We start from the raw sequence: 20403 nt of genomic DNA on the forward strand, positions 1-20403 counted from the left end.
GTGTCGCCATGAAGTTTATCATCAAGTTATTTCCTGAAATCACCATCAAGAGTCCGTCGGTGCGTTTGCGCTTTATTAAGATTCTTGCCAGCAATATCCGCAATGTCCTTAAGACTGTCAGTGAGGATATCGCGGTCGTGCGCTATTGGGATCATATTGAAGTGCGTTCTAAAAATCCGGCGCTCGGGGAGATTATTCCTGATGAGCTGACGCGCATTCCAGGGATCCACCACGTTTTAGCGGTAGAAGATCGCGAATACACCGATATTCATCATATCTTTGAGCAGACCTTAGCCCAGTACCGCGACAGCCTGGAAGGAAAAAGCTTCTGCGTCCGCGTTAAGCGTCGCGGTAAGCACAGCTTCAGTTCACAGGATGTGGAACGTTATGTCGGTGGCGGACTGAATCAGCACATCGAAAGCGCGCGCGTTCAGCTTAAAAATCCGGACGTGACGGTCAATCTTGAAGTGGAAGAGAACCGGCTGACGCTGGTGACGGCGCGCTACGAAGGGCTGGGCGGATTCCCGATCGGCACTCAGGAAGATGTGCTGTCGCTGATTTCTGGCGGCTTCGACTCCGGCGTCTCCAGCTATATGCTGCTGCGTCGCGGCAGCCGCGTGCACTACTGCTTCTTTAATCTGGGCGGCGCAGCGCATGAAATCGGCGTTCGTCAGGTCGCGCACTACCTATGGAATCGCTTTGGCCGTTCGCATCGGGTTCGCTTTGTGGCGATCAATTTCGAGCCGGTGGTGGGTGAAATCCTGGAAAAAGTGGATGATGGCCAGATGGGCGTGGTGCTGAAACGCATGATGGTGCGTGCCGCCTCCATCATTGCTGAGCGCTACGGCGTGCAGGCGCTGGTGACCGGTGAAGCAGTCGGCCAGGTCTCCAGCCAGACGCTGACTAACCTGCGCCTGATCGATAACGCCTCGGACACCCTGATTCTGCGTCCGCTGATCTCGCATGATAAAGAGCACATCATCAAGGTGGCGCGTGAGATCGGTACTGAAGATTTTGCCAGCACCATGCCGGAGTATTGCGGCGTGATCTCAAAAAGCCCGACGGTGAAAGCGGTTAAGGCGAAGATTGAGGCAGAGGAGCAGAATTTCGACTTCGCTATTCTCAATCGGGTAGTGGAAGAGGCGACCAACGTCGATATCCGTACCATCGCTGAGCAGACCGAAGAAGAGGTGGTGGAAGTCGAAACTGTGGCCTCGCTGGGCGATAACGATATCGTGCTGGATATCCGGGCGATTGATGAGCAGGAAGAGAATCCGCTCAAGCTCAGTGCGACTGAGGTTAAATCGCTGCCGTTTTATAAGCTCAGCAGCCAGTTTGGCGATCTCGATCAGAACCGTACCTGGTTGCTCTATTGCGATCGCGGCGTGATGAGTCGTCTGCAGGCGCTTTATCTGCATGAGCAGGGCTTTAAAAACGTTAAAGTTTACCGCCCGTAAGGGTTTCTCCGTCGGTAACATCGCCAGTCGGGACGATCACCGTCCCGACTGGCCGCCGCTGTTGTCATCAGGCCTGATAGTCGTAAATGCCCGGAGCCAGCACCAGTTGTGCCGCTACTTCGCGCGCCATCTCTTTGCCTATCAGCAGATCAATCAGCTTCAGGGCAAAATCCATCGCAGTACCGGGTCCCTGACTGGTCAGCAGCTTCACCCGCGGGTCCCAGACCACCCGACGCTCCATCCATTTCTCTTCAGGAATCGTCTGTTTCAGGCCGGGAAAGCCCGTCATGTTGCCTACCGGGAACAGATCGTGCGGCACCAGTACCGTACCGGCCGCGGCACAGATGGCCGCAACAATTTTATCGTTAAGATGATACTGCCGCACCGTTTCGACCAGCAGCGGGCTGTCGCGGAATGTCTCTGCGCCTTTCAGCCCGCCGGGCAGCACTATCGCCGCATAATCGTTATCTGCCACCTCGACCAGGGGCGCATCGGCCAGCAGGCGAACGCCACGTGAGCAGCGGATTTCAAGGCTGCCATCACTCTCAACGCTGGCGGTCACCACTTTCAGTCCGGCCCGCACCAGCAGGTCGATAGTGGTAACGGCTTCGGTCTCTTCACTGCCATGTGCCAGGCAAACCAGTACCGATGCGTTCGCGGACATAATAAGACTCCTTACGTTTAACAATGTCATACAGACGGCTGTTTTCAGTCAGCACCAGACCGTGGGCGCGGGCGCGGCGCAGCAGAAAGCCGCTGATATAGTCGATTTCAGTCAGCCGCTGAGCGCGGATATCCTGCAGCATCGACGAGGTATTGGCGGCGGTGCTTTCAATCACGTCGAAAATCATATCCTGCAGGCTTTCGCTGGCGACGGCCTGACCTTCGCGCTCCATGACCCAGCTGATCTCCTCGCACAAGCGTGCGATCGGGTCGGCATAGGCGCGTAACGCACCGTTCTGACACTCATACTCTACCGTCATCGGATTAATCACGCAGTTGACCGCCAGCTTGCGCCAGCAGGCGGCGCGGATATTGTCGTGCCAGGCGACGTCGGGTAGCGCATGATGCAGGATCTCAGCCAGGTCGCTGTAAGCGGCGCTTTTGCGGTTGCCGGGACCGATATGAGTGATGCCGCTGGCGATGTGTTTAATCACCGTGCCGTCGCGCATCGCGGCATGAGTGGTGACGCCGCGCAGCAGCGGCTGAGTCAGCCCTTTCAGCTCCTCCAGCGTCCCCATGCCATTGTGCAACAGCAGCACCGGGCAGTTTTCTGCCAGCACGCTTTCAAGATTTTTAACCGCCGGGGAGACCTGCGGGGCTTTCAGGGTCACCAGCAGCAGCTGGCTTTCAGCCAGAAACAGCGGATCGTTAGCGATAAACGTACGGTTTGAAATGTTGCCTTGCGGATCGACGACATTGGCTGAGCAATAAGGCTGAGGGACCCGTAACCATCCCTGAACCTCGTGTCCCTGGCGAGCCAGCGCCGTGAGCCAGACCTGCCCCAGAGCACCGCAACCTAACACGGTAATTTTCATACTGCCTCCCGCTGGCGGGCTATCCATTTATTATTTACTGTCACTGTACAAGTATAGCGTTGTACGCAGCCTGATTTTATTTAGCGCCTTAAGACGCGTATTATGCATGTCACTTTAGCGTCAGGAGAAGAAGAGATGCCATCTTTCGATATCGTTTCAGAAGTCGATCTGCAGGAAATTCGCAATGCGGTGGAAAATGCCAACCGTGAAGTGTCTACCCGCTTTGATTTCCGCAACGTGAGCGCCGAATTTGAGCTCAACGAAAAGAATGAAACCATCAAAATCACCAGCGAGTCCGATTTTCAGGTCAAACAGCTGGTCGATATTTTGCGTGAGAAACTGCTGAAGCGCGGAATTGAAGGCGGTGCTTTAGAGGTGCCGGAAGAGATTGAGCACAGCGGTAAAAGCTGGGCGGTGGATGCCAAACTGAAAAAAGGCATTGAAAGCGATGTCGCGAAGAAGCTGGTGAAGCTGATTAAAGACAGCAAGCTGAAAGTGCAGACGCAGATTCAGGGTGAAGCCCTGCGCGTGACCGGCAAAGCGCGTGATGATTTGCAGGGTGCGATGGCAATCGTGCGCGGCAGCAATCTGGGACAGCCATTCCAGTTTAAAAACTTCCGCGATTAAGCGGCAGCAGGCTGAGTTTCAGCATGAATGCAGTGATAAAAACCCGGCTAAGGCCGGGTTTTTTGTTGTTGAGTTTGGGTGGGCTTCTGTTGCTTTAAAAAAGTCGAAATTCTGGAGAGAGTTGGGAGCTATAGGGCGTCTGTGCGATCGCGCGCTTGCTCAGGGAGCATGTGCCTTTCGCAAAGACGCGAAAGCGCCATGGATGGCGGCTTTTGCAACTTTCCGATCTGACCGTGTTCCCTGAGCCAGCTCGATCCTGAAGCGAAACGAGCTGACGTTATCACTAAATTTTTTTAAGCTAGCAACTACCCAGCAGAGCTTCCAGCTCAGGGCGGCTGGTAACCTTGCTATCAATTTTGATGTAAGCGCTTTTCTCTTCCGGCACGATGAACACCGAGTTAACGCCAGGCTGGGCTTTCAGGCGCTGCTCCAGATTGGGAGCCGCCAGTGCCGCATCGCTCAGCACCAGACGCAGGCTGCTGACGTATGGCGGCTCCTGCATTGTCATGCTGACAAACAGCCAGGCGGCGGCAACGATGGCACCGACCAGGAATACGGTCTGCGCATCGAAGTGACCGAATACCCAGCCGCCCATGCTGCCGCCTACCGCCACGCCGAGGAACTGGCTGGTGGAGTAAAGACCCATCGCCGTGCCTTTATAGCCAGCGGGCGACTCTTTACTCACCAGCGACGGCAGAATCGCTTCCATCAGGTTAAAGGCAAAGAAGAACAGCTGAACGCCGATCACCAGCGTCCAGAAGTGACCCGCCGCGCCCCACAGCACGATCTCAGCCACCACGATCGTCCCGACGCAGCCCACAAACACTCGCTTCATGCGGCGTTTCACTTCGGCGTAGATGATGAACGGCACCACGCCGGCAAAGGCGATCAGCATCGTCGCAAGATAGACTTTCCAGTGCTCCGGAGCCGGTAAGCCCGCCTGTTCAAACTGGCCGGGCAGGGCGACAAAGCTCGACATCAACAGCACATGCAGACAGAAAATACCGATATTGAGTTTAACCAGTCGGGAATTGGCCAGCACTTTGCGGAAGCTGCCTTTAACCATGCCGGATTCACGGTTCAGCACATGGTGAGAGGCAGATGGCACCACCAGCAGGGTAATCACAATGCCGACCGAGGCCAGGATCGCGATCATCCAGAACAGCGCATGCAGACCCAGCGCATGAGTGACGATCGGGCCGACCACCATCGCAATCGCGAAAGTGATACCGAAACTGATGCCGATAAAGGCCATCGCCTTGGTGCGGTTCTGTTCACGGGTCAGATCGGACAGTAACGCCATCACCGCGGCGGCAATCGCCCCGGAGCCCTGCAGAGCGCGCCCCAGGATAATCCCCCAGATCGATTCGGTGCAGGCCGCGATGACGCTGCCGAGCACAAACAGCAGCAGCCCGCCAACGATCAGCGGCTTACGACCGATACGGTCTGAGAGCAGACCAAAAGGAATCTGAAATATCGCCTGAGCCAGGCCATAAATGCCAATCGCCAGGCCGATTAAGGTTTCGCTCGCACCCTGTAACGCCATGCCATAAGTGGTCAAGACCGGCAGGACCATGAACATTCCCAACATGCGCAGGGAAAAGACCGTACCGAGGCCCCATGTGGCGCGCAGCTCCACCGGAGTCATTTTATTATCGTTCATTCCAACCTCTGTTAATGTGCTGCGTTCATTCTAGGGGGCGGGGCAGGGCGGGTAAAATAATAGTTTTTAAGCAGTGGTAACAAAAAGAAAGGGCGCGAAAATCGCGCCCTTTTCATGCTGTTGCGGTATCGGTTACCCGATGTAAGTCAGCAGGTCTTTTGAGGCGGGTGCCATCGAATCTACCGACATCATCACGCTCAGCGCGGTGATAGCGACGATAGAGAAAACGAACAGCTTCCGCGCCCAGACACGATCGTTAGAGGTCTTGTAACCCGATAACGCCATGCCCAGCCACCAGACGCTGACGGCCGCAGCGACCACCAGATATTTGTAGCCAGCGTAACCCCCCAGCGTCAGCATCAGCGTGGCAATCATAAATGCCAGAATGTAGAGCGTAATATGATTCTTCGCCACCGAGATACCTTTCACCACCGGCAGAACCGGGATGTTGGCGGCCTGGTAATCTTTAAAGCGGAAGATAGCAATCGCATACGAATGCGGCATCTGCCACAGGCTAAAGATCGCCAGCAGGATTAACGCGCCCGCATCAAACTCATTGGAGACCGCGCAGTAACCGATCACCGGCGGCGCGGCGCCAGACAGGCTGCCGATCAGCGTACCGTAGACGGAGTTACGCTTCATATAGAGGCTGTAAACGCCCACGTACACCACGAAGCCCATCACCGCCAGCCACATGGCCAGCGGGTTAGCGCCGAAATAGAGCAACGCAAAGCCAGCAATACCCAATACAGTGGCATAAACCAGGCTTACTTTCGCGGAGATGAGGCCTTTTACCAGCACCCGATTCCTGGTTCTCTCCATTTTGATGTCGATGTCGCGGTCAATCACGTTGTTGAAAACACAACCTGATGCGACCACCAGTGACACGCCAACCAGTGCGGTGAGAAACAGGGCGTAATCAATGCTGCCTTTAGAAGCCAGCAAAAATCCGCCGATCACAGAAATTAAATTCCCGAAAATAATTCCTGGTTTTGTAACTTGCAGGTATTGCTTAAACATTACGCGCGACTCTTTAGTGAGGCATCATGTTGTAGTTGAGGTTCCACATGATCCACAGTGAGCCTACAACGACAATCAGGATGATGATTGCCGAGAAGACAATGGCCACCATGTTCCAGCCACCCTCAGATTTGCTGTCTAAGTGCAGGAAGTAAACCAGGTGCACCAGCACCTGAATCACTGCACAGACCAGCACAACACCGAGAATGGTACCGTGAGAGGCACTGCCATCCATTACCATCCAGAACGGGATCGCCGTCAGGATGATAGAGAGGATGAAGCCGATCATGTAAGACTTCACGCTACCGTGAGAAGCGCCATGTTCGTTAACAGAATGACTCATTACATGGCTCCCATCAGGTATACAACGGTGAAGACGCAAATCCAGACCACGTCCAGGAAGTGCCAGAACAGGCTCAGACACATGATACGGGTACGGTTAGTGGCATTCAGGCCGCGTTTAGAGACCTGGAACATCAGCACCAGCATCCAAATCAGACCTGAGGTCACGTGCAGACCGTGGGTACCGACCAGCGTAAAGAAGCCAGACAGGAAGCCACTGCGATCCGGACCAAAGCCTTCGGCAATCAGGTGATGGAATTCATAGATTTCCATACCGATGAAGCCCAGACCGAACAGGAAGGTCAGCGCCAGCCAGCCGATAACGGCACCTTTTTGCTCCTTGTTCATGGAGATAACAGCCATGCCGTAAGTGATCGAACTCAACAGCAGCAGGGCGGTTTCTACCAGAACAAACGGCAGTTCAAAGATATCTTTACCTGCCGGGCCACCGGCAGTGTTGTTGACCATAACTGCATAGGTCGCAAACAGGGTTGCGAAGATAATGCAGTCACTCATCAGGTAGATCCAGAAGCCAAAGACTTTATTGGCTCCTGCATCGTGATGCCCATGCTCCGCATGGGCGTCGTGGTGATGCTTAATCAGAGTTTCAGTTGACATTATTTCAGACCTGCTTTGCTGATATCGTCAAAGTGCTGCTTCTCAATCTTCTGAACTTCGGCAACCGGTACGTAGTAATCCACGTCCTCGTCGAAGCTCTTCACGATCCAGGTAACGATCATGCCGAGGAAAGAGAGACCTGCCAGCCACCAGATGTGCCAGATCAGCGCGAAGCCCATAACCGTGGCGAATGCACAGATGATCAACGCGGCACCACTGTTTTTCGGCATATGAATTTCTTCATATTTTTCCGGCTGTTTGTACGCTTCGCCTTTCTCTTTCATTTCCCAGAAAGCGTCACGCTCATGCACATGCGGGATCACGGCAAAGTTGTAGAACGGTGGTGGTGAAGAGGTTGCCCACTCCAGCGTACGGCCGCCCCACGGGTCACCGGTCAGATCGCGGTTCTGGTCACGGTCACGGACCGAAACGTAGAACATGGTCAGCTGACACAGGATACCCATTGCAATCAGACCGGCACCGACCGCAGCAACCACCAGCAAGGAGTGGAACTGTGGATCGATATCCTGGCTCAGACGACGGGTCATACCCATGAAGCCCAGTGCGTACAGCGGCATAAAGGCAACGAAGAAACCAATAATCCAGAACCAGAATGCGCGCTTGCCCCAGGTTTCGTTCAGGGTGAAGCCGAAGGCTTTCGGGAACCAGTAGGTCACGCCCGCCATACAACCGAACACCACACCACCGATAATCACGTTATGGAAGTGTGCAATCAGGAACAGGCTGTTGTGCAGAATGAAGTCAGCACCCGGAACGGCCAGCAGTACGCCGGTCATACCCCCTACGGAGAAGGTTACCAGGAAGCCAACGGTCCACAGCATGGCAGAGTGCATCTGAATGCGGCCCTGATACATGGTGAACAGCCAGTTAAAGATTTTAACCCCGGTCGGAATCGCGATGATCATCGTCATGATACCGAAGAAGGCGTTAACGTTGGCACCCGCACCCATGGTGAAGAAGTGGTGCAGCCAGACGATGAACGACAGAACGGTAATGGCGATGGTCGCCCACACCAGCGAGGTGTAACCAAACAGACGTTTTTTGGAGAAGGTCGCGGTAATTTCTGCGAACACACCAAACACCGGCAGGACCAGAATGTACACTTCCGGATGACCCCAGACCCAGATCAGGTTGACGTACATCATCATGTTCCCGCCCATTTCATTGGTGAAGAAATGGAAGCCGAGATAACGATCAAGCGTCAGCAGCGCCAGCGTAACGGTCAGAACCGGGAACGCAGCGATGATCAGGACGTTGGTGCACAGCGCAGTCCAGGTAAAGACCGGCATTTTGAACAGGCTCATGCCCGGTGCGCGCATCTTCAGAATGGTCACGAAGAAGTTAATACCGGTTAAGGTCGTACCAATACCGGAGAGCTGGAGACTCCAGATCCAGTAATCGACCCCGACGCCGGGACTGTACTCCGCGCCGGAGAGCGGCGGATAGGCCAGCCAGCCGGTCTGTGCGAACTCGCCCACACCCAGCGACAGGTTAACCAGGATCACACCGACCGCAGTAAACCAGAAGCTCAGGTTGTTCAGGAACGGGAACGCAACGTCGCGTGCGCCAATCTGCAGCGGAACGGCGATGTTCATCAGGCCAACCACGAACGGCATCGCCACGAAGAAGATCATAATCACGCCGTGCGCGGTAAAGATCTGGTCGTAGTGATGCGGTGGCAATATGCCTGCTTCCCCGGCCGAAGCCAGAACCTGTTGGGTACGCATCATGATCGCATCGGCAAAGCCACGCAGCAGCATGACGAAGGCCATGATGATATACATGATACCCAGTTTTTTGTGGTCAACAGACGTTAGCCATTCTGACCACAGATATTGCCATTTACCAAAATAGGTGATGGCAGCAATGACCGCCAGACCACCTAAGATGATACCGGCGACCGTAACCATGATAATCGGCTCATGGTACGGCACTGCATCCAGTGTTAATTTTCCGAACATCGTATTATTCCTCGGCTCCCGCGGAAGCGGCGTGACTCATGTCCATACCTTCGTGCTCTGGCATGTCCATTTTCCCGTGGCTCATCTTGAACTTGTTAATGACTTGCAAGAACAGTTTCGGATCAGCTGAAGAGAAATATTCCACCGGATGATTTTCGCTTGGCACAGCCACTTTCTCGAAATCTTCCATAGTGTTCAGCGTGTTAGGGGCTGCTTTAACTTTAGCCACCCACTGCTGGAATTCCGCATCGTCTTTGGTTGCAATGGCTTTAAACTTCATGCCAGAGAAACCGCGACCACTGAAGTTCGCAGAGATACCGTCGAAAATCCCTGGCTCATTCGCAATCAGATGCAGCTTGGTCTGCATACCAGCCATCGCATAAATCTGGCTGCCGAGCGTCGGGATGAAGAAAGAGTTCATGACGGAGTTGGACGTGATTTTGAAGTTCACGGGCGTATTTGCCGGGAAGGCAATCTGGTTCACGGTCGCAATACCCTGTTCCGGGTAAATGAACAACCATTTCCAGTCCAGCGCAACCACATCGATCTCAACCGGTTTCACATCAGATTGCAGCGGTTTGCTGGGCTCCAGTGCGTGGGTTGATTTCCAGGTCAGCACGCTGAGGAAGAGAATGATCAGGATCGGAATGGTCCAGACCACGGCTTCCACTTTGTTAGAGTGTGACCAGTTCGGGCTGTACTTCGCATTCGTGTTGGACGCCCGATATTTCCAGGCAAACACCACGGCCATCAAGACTGCGGGGATGACGACGATCAACATCAGGCCAAAGGCAGTCAGTATCAGCGAACGTTGCTCCAGTGCAATCTGTCCTTTGGGATTTAACAATGCACTATCGCAGCCACTCATTAATAAAGTGCCTGCAATTAATGACAAAATCCCCAAACTTTTATTGTATTTACTGAGTCTCATTTAACGACCTCAATGACAAAGGGCTCTATTGTCGTTTAAGTGTGCGCGCATTTTACGGGAAGGTTTATGCAGTGTAAACCAGCTTAAGGATGTGTCAGAGGCGTGTTGACACCTTTTGCTAAGGGTGTCACAGATGTTGCTTCAGGTGACAAATTATTAACGCAGACAAGCAGTTGGGGCCAATATAACAAAAACCAATGGAAGTAACCGCTAAAAAATCAGGGAAAGGAATAACCCTTACTTTTATCTCCAGATTATTTAACAAATTCGCATCATTTGATCGATGAAATTTAACCAAACTAATTGCTCACCGGTTTTTAGTATTTCAGAGGTTCCTATTTTAGCAAGAATGTTTTTTTTAAAAATAACACGCGATGATAAAACTCAGCGACCTCTGGCTGAAGGCAAACAATAAGCGGTCACCGATGAAACATTGATTCCGCTAATGACTGGTGGCGGCAGAGGATGGCGTGTTTTTCAGCGCCCGATAGTCGAGCAGCACGCCCGCCAGCACCGCCAGCAAGGTCAGCGCCATTCCGATTTCAAACAGTGTTGAAAGCCACGGTGCCAGGGCTGTTACGCCGAGCGCGTTAAACGCCAGCGTCAGCAACCACAGCGCCAGTACGCCGCACCCTGTGGCGAACAAACGGTTGGTCCAGCGATAGCCTTGCGGGTAGCAGCAGCGCACCAGGAAGGTGCCGCTTTGCTGTACCTGATCCAGCGTCTGGCGGCAGAATGCCAGCAGCACTAATCCCGGTAAGCCAGCGACCACGGTAAAGGCATAAAACGTCGGCCAGCCCCAGAGTTCCACCAGCCAGCCGGCAGCCGGACCGACATAAACCCGGCCAACGGCGGAGAGCGCCGACAGCAGAGCAAACTGCGTCGCGGAAAAGGACTTGTTGCACAGCGTCATTAACAGCGCCACAAACGCGGCAGTTCCCATACCGCCGCACAGGTTTTCAACAAAGACTGCGCTCGCCATGCTCCACAGATGCTTGTCGGTCACCGCCAGCAGCCAGTAGCCAAAATTCGACACCGCCTGCAGTACGCCAAAAATCATCAGTGCCCGGAACAGGCTCAGACGCTGCATCAGCACGCCGCCATACAGCGCGCCGATAATGGTGGCCAGCAGCCCCAGCGTTTTATTCACCAGCCCGACATCCCCGGCGTTGAAGCCCACACCCCGGATCAGGAAGGTGGTCGTCAGCGAGGCGGCAAAGGCATCGCCCAGCTTATAAAGGATGATCAGCGTGATCAGCAGCCAGGCGTTGTTGCGCTGGAAAAAGTCTTTAAGCGGGTCGACCACCGCCTGCCGCAGTGAATGCGGCGTGGAGATGCGTGTATCCGGCTCACTGGCCATCAGCGTGGCAATGATGCCCGGCACCATCATCAGCGCCATCAGCCAGTAGGTCGCCTGCCAGCCCAGATAGCGGTCAGCCAGCCACAGCGCCAGTCCACCCGAAATCAGCATCGCCAGCCGGTAGCCCAGTACGGTAATTGCCGCGCCGCTGCCGCGTTCTTCAGGCGGCAGGATGTCCGTTTTCCAGGCGTCGAATACGATGTCCTGCGACGCAGAACAGAAAGCGATCAGCACGGCCAGCGCGGCCATCAGAGTCAGATCCCGGCTGGGTTGCAGAAAACCCATCGCCACAATGCCGCCGACCAGCGCCAGCTGACTCAGCAGTAACCAGCCGCGACGTCGCCCAAGAAACGGCGGCGTGTAGCGGTCCATCATCGGCGACCAGAGAAACTTAAACACGTACGCCTGTCCCACCAGCGAAAAGAAGCCGATGGTTTTCAGGTCAACATTTTCCACCGTCATCCACGCCTGCAACGTACCGGCGGTCAGGGCCAGCGGTAGCCCGGAAGCAAAGCCAAGCAGCAATAAGACGGCGGCGTTTTTCTGACTGAAGAGGCGAAGATAGTGGTTCATGCTGACCCTGATGGTAACGATGTGCCCGGCGCAGCGCCGGGCAGGCGTGAAGCGGAATTAACGGGCGTTTTGCTTGATGAAGTCGTTGACGCTGGTGTCCTGCGCCATATCAGCGATGACATCGCTCATGGTGGAGTTGACGGCGTCGGTGATCTTCTGGTTACTGGCGCTGAACGCACCTTCTACGCTGTAGGTCTGGCGGTAGTTTTTAACCTGCTTGTTGCCATTTTTCGCGGTAGCGATGATGGAGATATCCGCTTTGGTGGTAATGCTGTAGCGCACATTGCCCTGGGTCACGTCGGCATAGAGGTTGTTCACCACAATCTGCAGATCGACCGCGCCATTCGGGCCCACCATATAACCGCGTGCGGTCATCTGCTTCTCCAGCACTTCCTGCAGCAGGAAACGCAGATCGCGCGAAGGCGTCAGCGTCACTAGCTGACCATCACGGTTCACTTTTGCCAGCGCCTGATCGCTGCGTTGATCGGCGCCGTTGATGCTGACAGTTACGCCCATCAGGCCAGGGTCCTGCTGAGGCAGCTGAATTTTGGGCTGAATAGTAAGGGTATTATTGCTGGTTGCACAGCCGGCCAAAATGAAGGCAGCCAGCAGCGGGAATAACAGTTTTTTCAACATACTTTTTCTCGTGGGTGTCGGGGGTTGGTTTGCAAAAACTGCCGCCATCATAGCATTGCCCGGCAGTGAAAAAAGCCCCGTTAAAGGGGAAAATACTTCTCAGGCAGATTTTAAACCGGATCGTTCAGGTCAGGGTTTGCTGCCGCTTTCCTCTGCGTTATCATGCGCGCCGTTGTGGCCCGGCCCGCAAATGTAATCTTTACCGTCGGGCTGCGGGAAAGCGCGGGAAAAGCGACTAAGATTGAAAGAGATGGGGCACAGCGCTCGCCATTGAGGAGTAATACCCATGATTCGCGAACAAATAGAAGAAAAGCTGCGCCTGGCTTTTGAGCCGGCTCATCTGGAAGTGCATGACGAAAGTTATCGCCACAACGTTCCTGCCGGGTCTGAGAGCCATTTCAAAGTGGTTATTGTCAGTGATTGCTTTGCTGGTCAACGTTTCCTGGCGCGACATCGTGCCATCTACGGTGAACTCGCGGCCGAATTAGCCGGCAGCGTGCATGCTTTAGCCCTTCATACCTATACCCTGAAAGAGTGGGAAGGACTGCAGGATACAGTGCTGGCTTCGCCAAACTGTCGCGGTGCCGGAACGCTCGCCTGACGCTCTCCTCTGAAACGGCCTGCGGGCCGTTTTTTTCTGTTATTTCGCCAGAAACGCGATCTCCGGCTCAAAAAAGCAGCAAAGCTGCTGAAAAGTGGTGAGTTAGCATCCTCGACTCATTCCAGCGATGCCGCTATAATGCTGCGTCTATTTTTCCGGAATGTCTTCGGGACGCTTCTGGTAACAGGGATCAGGTTCTCTTCACGGAAGCCGTCCCGGTTGTTGGATACGGCGCATTTCACTATGTGTGGTGTCTGAAGTTGACCGAGCACGTGATTTTTTGAGGTAACAAGATGCAAGTTTCTGTAGAGACCACTCAGGGCCTGGGCCGTCGCATTACGATTACTGTCGCTGCTGACAGCATCGAAAGCGCAGTAAAAAAAGAACTGGTTGACGTTGCCAGGAAAGTCCGCATCGATGGTTTCCGTAAAGGCAAAGTGCCGATGAACATCGTGGCGCAGCGTTACGGCGCTTCTGTCCGTCAGGACGTGCTGGGCGATCTGATGACGCGTAACTTCGTTGACGCCATCATCAAAGAGAAGATCAATCCGGCTGGCGCACCAAACTATGTGCCGGGCGAATACAAAGAAGGTCAGGATTTCACCTACGCGGTTGAGTTCGAAGTCTATCCGGAAGTTGAGCTGAAAGGCCTGGAAAACATCGAAGTTGAAAAACCACTGGTTGAAGTGACCGATGCTGATGTGGACACCATGCTGGACACTCTGCGCAAGCAGCAGGCTAACTGGATCGAAAGCGATGCAGCAGCGGGTCCGGAAGATCGTGCCACTATCGATTTCAACGGTTCAGTAGACGGTGAAGAATTCGAAGGCGGCAAAGCCTCTGATTTCGTCCTGGCGATGGGCCAGGGCCGCATGATCCCAGGCTTCGAAGAAGGCGTTGTGGGCCACAAAGCGGGCGAGACTTTCACTATCGACGTGAAATTCCCGGACGACTACCACGCAGAAAACCTGAAAGGGAAAGATGCGAAGTTCGAGATCGTGCTGAAGAAAGTTGAGACGCGCGAACTGCCAGAACTGACTGAAGAGTTCATCAAACGTTTCGGCGTTGAAGATGGTTCAGTTGCCGGTCTGCGTGCAGAAGTGCGTAAGAACATGGATCGTGAGCTGAAAGGCGCAATCCGTAACCGCGTGAAAACTCAGGCGATTGATGGCCTGGTTGCCGCTAACGAAATCGACGTGCCAGCTGCCCTGATCGACAGCGAAATCGACGTTCTGCGTCGCCAGGCTGCACAGCGTTTCGGTGGCAACGAGCAGCAAGCGCTGGAACTGCCACGCGAACTGTTTGAAGAGCAGGCGAAACGCCGTGTAGTCGTGGGCCTGCTGCTGGGCGAAGTGATTCGTACTCACGAGCTGAAAGCTGATGAAGATCGCGTTAAGGCGCTGATCGAAGAGATGGCGTCTGCATATGAAGATCCGCAGGAAGTCATCGAGTTCTACAGCAAGAATAACGAGCTGATGAACAACATGCGCAACGTCGCGCTGGAAGAGCAAGCGGTTGAAGCGGTACTGGCGAAAGCTAAAGTGACCGACAAAGAGACCAACTTCCAGGATCTGATGAATCAGACCGCTCAGGCCTGATCACGCAGTTAACCGTCTGTGCTAAGCCCGTGACTGAAAAGTCGCGGGCTTTTTTGTGTTTCGCGTTTGAGCGCACACTCCTGACCGCTATTTGCCTAATTAATCGGCAAATTCTTCACGCATCGCTTTTTCCGGGTTAGCGATTGAGGAAAAGGTTGTTATGCTTGAAACAACTGGGCAGCATCCCCAGATACAGGGAGTATGCAAGAAAACAGTTATGCTGACTGATTAACCGTCCTGAGGTGTCGGAAAGAGGCGCAGCGTGGTTTTTCCCGCTCGTCTTACGTAGAATCGGTACAGAATGTTGCCAATGAAATTTATCCAGGAGACGGTAATGTCATACAGTGGCGATCGTGAATATACAGCACCGCACAATGCGCTGGTGCCAATGGTGGTCGAACAAACTTCGCGCGGTGAGCGTTCTTACGACATCTACTCCCGTCTGCTCAAAGAGCGCGTCATCTTTCTGACCGGCCAGGTTGAAGATCACATGGCGAATCTGATCGTGGCGCAGATGCTGTTTCTGGAAGCAGAGAACCCGGAAAAAGATATCTATCTCTACATCAACTCACCAGGCGGGGTGATTACCGCCGGGATGTCGATCTACGACACCATGAAATTTATCAAACCGGATGTCAGCACCATCTGTATGGGACAGGCCTGCTCAATGGGCGCCTTCCTGCTGACGGCGGGCACTAAAGGCAAGCGTTTCTGCCTGCCAAACTCACGCGTGATGATCCACCAGCCGCTGGGCGGCTATCAGGGTCAGGCATCAGATATTGAAATCCATGCGCGTGAAATCCTGAAAGTTAAGCAGCGTATGAATGAGCTGATGGCTGAACATACCGGTAAAACGCTGGAAGAAATTGAGCGTGATACCGAGCGTGACCGTTTCCTCTCGGCGAATGAAGCGGTAGAGTATGGATTAGTCGATTCAATTCTGACGCATCGAGAATAAGACCCGCTTTACCCTTGTCCTTACGCTATAGTTAACGGGATAAGGGTATAGTTTGGGTTGAATGAATTTCGGCCGTCTCCGCACGGCCAGCGCCGTACGCCGGTATGGCCTGAGAACAAGAAGAGGTTAACTGATGACAGATAAGCGCAAAGACGGTTCAGGAAAGTTGCTGTACTGCTCTTTTTGCGGCAAAAGCCAGCATGAAGTGCGAAAGCTGATTGCCGGGCCGTCAGTGTATATCTGCGATGAGTGTGTTGATCTGTGTAACGACATCATTCGCGAAGAGATTAAAGAAGTTGCCCCGCATCGCGAACGTAGCGCGCTGCCTACACCGCATGAAATTCGCCATCACCTCGATGATTATGTAATCGGCCAGGAAAAGGCGAAGAAAGTGCTGGCTGTAGCGGTGTATAACCACTACAAACGCCTGCGCAATGGTGATACCAGCAATGGCATCGAACTGGGCAAAAGTAACATTCTGCTGATTGGCCCAACCGGTAGCGGTAAAACGCTGCTGGCAGAAACCCTGGCTCGCCTGCTGGACGTCCCGTTCACCATGGCGGACGCCACCACGCTGACCGAAGCGGGTTACGTGGGTGAAGATGTCGAGAACATCATTCAGAAGCTGCTGCAGAAGTGTGATTACGACGTTCAGAAAGCACAGCGCGGCATCGTCTACATCGATGAGATCGACAAGATTTCACGTAAGTCTGACAACCCGTCCATCACCCGTGACGTGTCGGGCGAAGGCGTGCAGCAGGCGTTGCTGAAACTGATTGAAGGCACCGTGGCTGCCGTTCCGCCGCAGGGTGGACGTAAGCATCCGCAGCAGGAATTTTTGCAGGTTGATACCTCGAAAATTCTGTTTATCTGCGGCGGCGCCTTTGCCGGACTGGATAAAGTGATTGCCCAGCGTGTGGAAACCGGATCGGGTATCGGTTTTGGTGCCACCGTAAAAGGCAAATCGCAGAAAGCCAGCGAAGGCGAACTGCTTTCACAGTGCGAACCGGAAGATTTGATCAAGTTTGGTCTGATCCCGGAATTTATTGGTCGTCTGCCGGTGGTTGCCACCCTCAGCGAACTGAGTGAAGAAGCGCTGATTCAGATTCTGCGTGAACCGAAAAACGCCCTGACAAAACAGTACCAGGCGCTGTTTAACCTGGAAGGCGTTGAGCTGGAGTTCCGTGACGAGGCGTTAACCGCTATCGCGAAAAAAGCGATGTCACGTAAAACCGGTGCGCGTGGTTTGCGTTCAATCGTCGAAGGGGCGTTGCTGGAAACCATGTACGACCTGCCGTCGATGGAAGATGTCGAAAAAGTGGTGATTGATGAATCAGTTATTGATGGTCAGTCTGAGCCGATGCTGATTTACGGTAAGCACGAAGCGCAGGCTTCTGGCGAATAAATAAACAGATCATCCAGGTTGTCATCTTAAAAAAGGGGAAAATGTTTCCCCTTTTGCTTTTCTCACCTCTGTGACGTTGAATGTCGGACGATCATCCCCATATACTCAGATACCTGTGGGTTTAACTGCATACCTGCCTGATGCGGTTCCCATCACCTGGCGGACATTAAACTAAGAGAGAGCTCTATGAATCCTGAGCGTTCTGAACGCATTGAAATCCCCGTGTTGCCGCTGCGCGACGTGGTGGTTTATCCGCACATGGTAATTCCGTTGTTTGTTGGCCGGGAAAAATCAATTCGGTGCCTCGAAGCCGCAATGGATCATGATAAGAAGATCATGCTGGTCGCACAGAAAGAGGCTTCAACGGATGAACCTGGCATTAACGATCTCTTCTCAGTAGGGACCGTTGCGTCTGTATTGCAAATGCTGAAACTGCCGGATGGCACGGTTAAAGTGCTGGTCGAAGGTTTGCAGCGCGCCCACATTACGACGCTGGCCGATAACGGCGATCATTTTGTGGCACAAGCTGAATATCTGGTTTCACCAGAGATTGAAGAGCGCGAGCAGGAAGTGCTGGTGCGCACCGCAATCAATCAGTTTGAAGGCTACATCAAACTCAATAAAAAGATCCCGCCTGAGGTATTAACCTCGCTGAACAACATTGACGATGCGGCGCGCCTTGCCGACACCGTCGCTGCCCATATGCCGCTGAAACTGGCTGATAAACAGTCTGTGCTGGAGATGTCCGACGTTAACGAACGTCTGGAATATCTGATGGCGATGATGGAATCGGAAATCGATCTGCTGCAGGTTGAGAAGCGTATTCGCAACCGCGTTAAAAAGCAGATGGAAAAGAGCCAGCGTGAGTACTATCTGAATGAGCAGATGAAGGCGATTCAGAAAGAGCTGGGCGAGATGGACGATGCGCCTGACGAGTACGAAGCGTTAAAACGCAAAATCGACGCGGCAAAAATGCCGGAAGAGGCGCGTGAAAAAGCGGAAGCTGAATTGCAGAAGCTGAAAATGATGTCACCGATGTCGGCTGAAGCGACAGTGGTACGCGGCTACATTGACTGGATGGTGCAGGTTCCGTGGAATGCGCGCAGTAAAGTCAAAAAAGACCTGCGTAAAGCCCAGGAGACGCTGGATACCGATCATTACGGCCTTGAGCGCGTGAAGGATCGTATCCTTGAGTATCTTGCGGTCCAGAGTCGCGTCAGCAAAATCAAAGGCCCGATCCTCTGCCTGGTCGGACCGCCAGGGGTAGGTAAAACCTCGCTGGGTCAGTCAATCGCTAAAGCGACCGGACGTAAGTATGTGCGTATGGCGCTGGGCGGCGTGCGTGACGAAGCTGAAATCCGCGGTCACCGCCGCACCTATATCGGTTCGATGCCGGGCAAACTGATCCAGAAAATGGCGAAAGTTGGGGTCAAAAACCCGCTGTTCCTGCTGGATGAGATCGACAAGATGTCGTCTGATATGCGTGGCGATCCGGCTTCGGCCCTGCTGGAAGTGCTTGATCCTGAACAGAACATTGCGTTCAACGACCACTATCTGGAAGTTGATTATGACCTGTCGGATGTGATGTTCGTGGCGACCTCGAACTCAATGAACATTCCGGCACCGCTGCTTGACCGTATGGAAGTGATTCGTCTGTCGGGTTACACCGAAGATGAAAAACTCAACATCGCCAAACAGCATCTGCTGCCGAAGCAGATTGAGCGTAACGCGCTGAAAGCCCATGAGATCACGGTTGAAGACAGTGCAATCGTCGGCATCATCCGCTACTACACCCGTGAAGCCGGTGTGCGTAGTCTTGAGCGTGAGCTGTCGAAACTGTGCCGTAAAGCCGTGAAGTCGCTGCTGATGGACAAAACGCAAAAGCACATCACCATCAACGGTGAAAACCTGAAGGATTTCCTTGGGGTGCAGCGCTTTGACTACGGTCGTGCTGACAGTGAAAACCGCGTGGGTCAGGTTACCGGTCTGGCGTGGACTGAAGTGGGCGGCGATCTGCTGACCATCGAAACCGCCTGCGTGCCGGGTAAAGGCAAGCTGACCTATACCGGTTCCCTGGGTGAGGTGATGCAGGAGTCAATTCAGGCCGCCTTAACCGTGGTCCGCGCCCGCGCAGAGAAACTGGGCATCAATGGCGACTTCTACGAAAAACGTGATATCCACGTTCACGTTCCGGAAGGCGCGACGCCAAAAGATGGTCCAAGTGCCGGTATTGCCATGTGTACCGCACTGGTGTCCTGTCTGACCGGGAATCCGGTTCGCGCCGACGTGGCGATGACCGGTGAAATCACCCTGCGTGGTCAGGTACTGCCGATTGGCGGATTGAAAGAGAAGCTGCTGGCAGCCCACCGTGGTGGGATTAAAACGGTCCTGATCCCGGATGACAACAAACGCGATCTGGAAGAAATTCCACAGAACGTGATTGCCGATCTCGACATCCATCCGGTGAAACGCATTGAAGAAGTGCTGAATCTGGCACTGGAAAATGCGCCTTACGGTATGCAGGTTGCGACAGCAAAATAGTGATTAACGGCATAAACCGTTAAAAAGCGAAGCTGGCAGGGCAAATGGTGCTTGCCAGCTTTTTTTTGTGCCGCTAATTTAGGTGGCTGCCGAAGCGGTGTTCTCGGAGAAATTACGTTGTTTCGGCTCCACAGGCTTGATATAACTTGCTGCGCGTTCGGATCCGGCGGGAAGCGCGGGGACGATGTGAAATAATAAAAGAGGGGATGAATAGAGTGAATAAGTCACAGTTGATCGACAAAATTGCTGCGGATGCTGATATTTCTAAAGCAGCAGCGGGACGTGTTTTAGATGCATTTATGGGTTCTGTTTCTGACGCGCTGAAAGGCGGCGATGAAGTGGCGCTGGTTGGTTTCGGTACTTTCTCCGTGCGCGAGCGTGCTGCACGTACTGGTCGTAACCCACAAACCGGTAAAGAGATCACTATTCCGGCCGGTAAAGTACCGGGTTTTCGTGCTGGTAAGGCATTGAAAGACGCAGTCAATTAATAACAACGAAAACGTTCATTGACGTATTTTCTTCAGTGGATCAGAGGACGGTTAACGCGTTCTCA

18 protein-coding genes are annotated in these 20403 nt (G+C 53.6%); 8 read left to right on the forward strand and 10 right to left on the reverse strand.

The features are described from left to right. Positions 1–8 precede the first annotated feature (8 nt). Positions 9–1457 (forward strand): tRNA uracil 4-sulfurtransferase ThiI, encoded by a 1449-nt coding sequence (thiI, locus tag WFK59_RS00685; RefSeq protein WP_233985122.1) that lies wholly within the window; start codon positions 9–11, stop codon positions 1455–1457. A 67-nt stretch (positions 1458–1524) separates the two neighbouring features. Here thiI and yajL read toward each other — a convergent pair whose 3' ends face one another. Continuing rightward, positions 1525–2121 (reverse strand): protein deglycase YajL, encoded by a 597-nt coding sequence (gene yajL, locus WFK59_RS00690; RefSeq protein WP_336754795.1) that lies wholly within the window; start codon positions 2119–2121, stop codon positions 1525–1527. Next, entirely contained in the window at positions 2075–2995 is a 921-nt protein-coding gene (gene panE, locus WFK59_RS00695; RefSeq protein WP_233985120.1) for a 2-dehydropantoate 2-reductase, read from the reverse strand. The genes yajL and panE overlap by 47 nt, the downstream gene beginning before the upstream one ends. A gap of 135 nt (positions 2996–3130) precedes the next feature. Between panE and WFK59_RS00700 the strand changes: the two genes are divergently transcribed. After that, positions 3131–3622: a YajQ family cyclic di-GMP-binding protein gene (locus WFK59_RS00700; RefSeq protein WP_003852530.1), complete on the forward strand. Its 492-nt coding sequence runs from the start codon at positions 3131–3133 to the stop codon at positions 3620–3622. A gap of 298 nt (positions 3623–3920) precedes the next feature. Here WFK59_RS00700 and WFK59_RS00705 read toward each other — a convergent pair whose 3' ends face one another. The 8 genes from WFK59_RS00705 to WFK59_RS00740 all read right to left on the reverse strand — a co-directional run bounded on the left by WFK59_RS00705 (position 3921) and on the right by WFK59_RS00740 (position 12747). Continuing rightward, positions 3921–5285 (reverse strand): MFS transporter, encoded by a 1365-nt coding sequence (locus WFK59_RS00705; RefSeq protein WP_336754796.1) that lies wholly within the window; start codon positions 5283–5285, stop codon positions 3921–3923. A gap of 132 nt (positions 5286–5417) precedes the next feature. After that, positions 5418–6305 carry a heme o synthase gene (gene cyoE / locus WFK59_RS00710; protein ID WP_094120184.1) on the reverse strand — a complete coding sequence of 296 codons (888 nt, stop codon included), beginning with the start codon at positions 6303–6305 and terminating at the stop codon, positions 5418–5420. Positions 6306–6318: 13 nt separating this feature from the next. Then, the gene (locus tag WFK59_RS00715; protein ID WP_008924889.1) at positions 6319–6648 is read right to left on the reverse strand and encodes a cytochrome o ubiquinol oxidase subunit IV; all 330 of its coding nucleotides are present in this window, start codon (positions 6646–6648) and stop codon (positions 6319–6321) included. Then, a complete protein-coding gene (locus tag WFK59_RS00720) occupies positions 6648–7265 on the reverse strand; it encodes a cytochrome o ubiquinol oxidase subunit III (RefSeq protein ID WP_013356987.1) in 618 nt (205 codons plus the stop codon). The genes WFK59_RS00715 and WFK59_RS00720 overlap by 1 nt, the downstream gene beginning before the upstream one ends. Continuing rightward, positions 7265–9247: a cytochrome o ubiquinol oxidase subunit I gene (gene cyoB / locus WFK59_RS00725; RefSeq protein WP_233985118.1), complete on the reverse strand. Its 1983-nt coding sequence runs from the start codon at positions 9245–9247 to the stop codon at positions 7265–7267. Before cyoB ends, WFK59_RS00720 begins: the two co-directional genes overlap by 1 nt. Positions 9248–9251: 4 nt before the next feature. Further along, on the reverse strand, positions 9252–10178 hold the full coding sequence (gene cyoA, locus WFK59_RS00730; protein WP_233985117.1) for a cytochrome o ubiquinol oxidase subunit II: 927 nt from the start codon (positions 10176–10178) through the stop codon (positions 9252–9254). Between the two features lie 442 nt (positions 10179–10620). Next, entirely contained in the window at positions 10621–12111 is a 1491-nt protein-coding gene (ampG, locus tag WFK59_RS00735; RefSeq protein ID WP_336754798.1) for a muropeptide MFS transporter AmpG, read from the reverse strand. Between the two features lie 57 nt (positions 12112–12168). Then, positions 12169–12747 carry a lipoprotein gene (locus WFK59_RS00740; RefSeq protein WP_233985115.1) on the reverse strand — a complete coding sequence of 193 codons (579 nt, stop codon included), beginning with the start codon at positions 12745–12747 and terminating at the stop codon, positions 12169–12171. Positions 12748–13033: 286 nt separating this feature from the next. Here WFK59_RS00740 and bolA point away from each other — a divergent pair, with 286 nt between their 5' ends. The 6 genes from bolA to hupB all read left to right on the forward strand — a co-directional run bounded on the left by bolA (position 13034) and on the right by hupB (position 20338). Then, positions 13034–13348: a transcriptional regulator BolA gene (gene bolA / locus WFK59_RS00745; RefSeq protein ID WP_094120189.1), complete on the forward strand. Its 315-nt coding sequence runs from the start codon at positions 13034–13036 to the stop codon at positions 13346–13348. 293 nt (positions 13349–13641) lie between these two features. Continuing rightward, a complete protein-coding gene (tig, locus tag WFK59_RS00750) occupies positions 13642–14946 on the forward strand; it encodes a trigger factor (protein WP_336754799.1) in 1305 nt (434 codons plus the stop codon). A gap of 334 nt (positions 14947–15280) precedes the next feature. Further along, entirely contained in the window at positions 15281–15904 is a 624-nt protein-coding gene (clpP, locus tag WFK59_RS00755) for an ATP-dependent Clp endopeptidase proteolytic subunit ClpP (protein ID WP_094120191.1), read from the forward strand. A 133-nt stretch (positions 15905–16037) separates the two neighbouring features. Then, positions 16038–17309 (forward strand): ATP-dependent protease ATP-binding subunit ClpX, encoded by a 1272-nt coding sequence (clpX, locus tag WFK59_RS00760; protein ID WP_233985113.1) that lies wholly within the window; start codon positions 16038–16040, stop codon positions 17307–17309. Between the two features lie 186 nt (positions 17310–17495). Further along, positions 17496–19850, forward strand: coding sequence for an endopeptidase La (gene lon, locus WFK59_RS00765; protein ID WP_094120192.1), 2355 nt, complete (start codon positions 17496–17498; stop codon positions 19848–19850). Between the two features lie 215 nt (positions 19851–20065). Further along, on the forward strand, positions 20066–20338 hold the full coding sequence (gene hupB, locus WFK59_RS00770) for a nucleoid-associated protein HU-beta (RefSeq protein WP_014606441.1): 273 nt from the start codon (positions 20066–20068) through the stop codon (positions 20336–20338). Positions 20339–20403: the final 65 nt, after the last annotated feature.

This window comes from Pantoea sp. USHLN298, assembly GCF_037149395.1.
Classification (GTDB): domain Bacteria; phylum Pseudomonadota; class Gammaproteobacteria; order Enterobacterales; family Enterobacteriaceae; genus Pantoea; species Pantoea astica.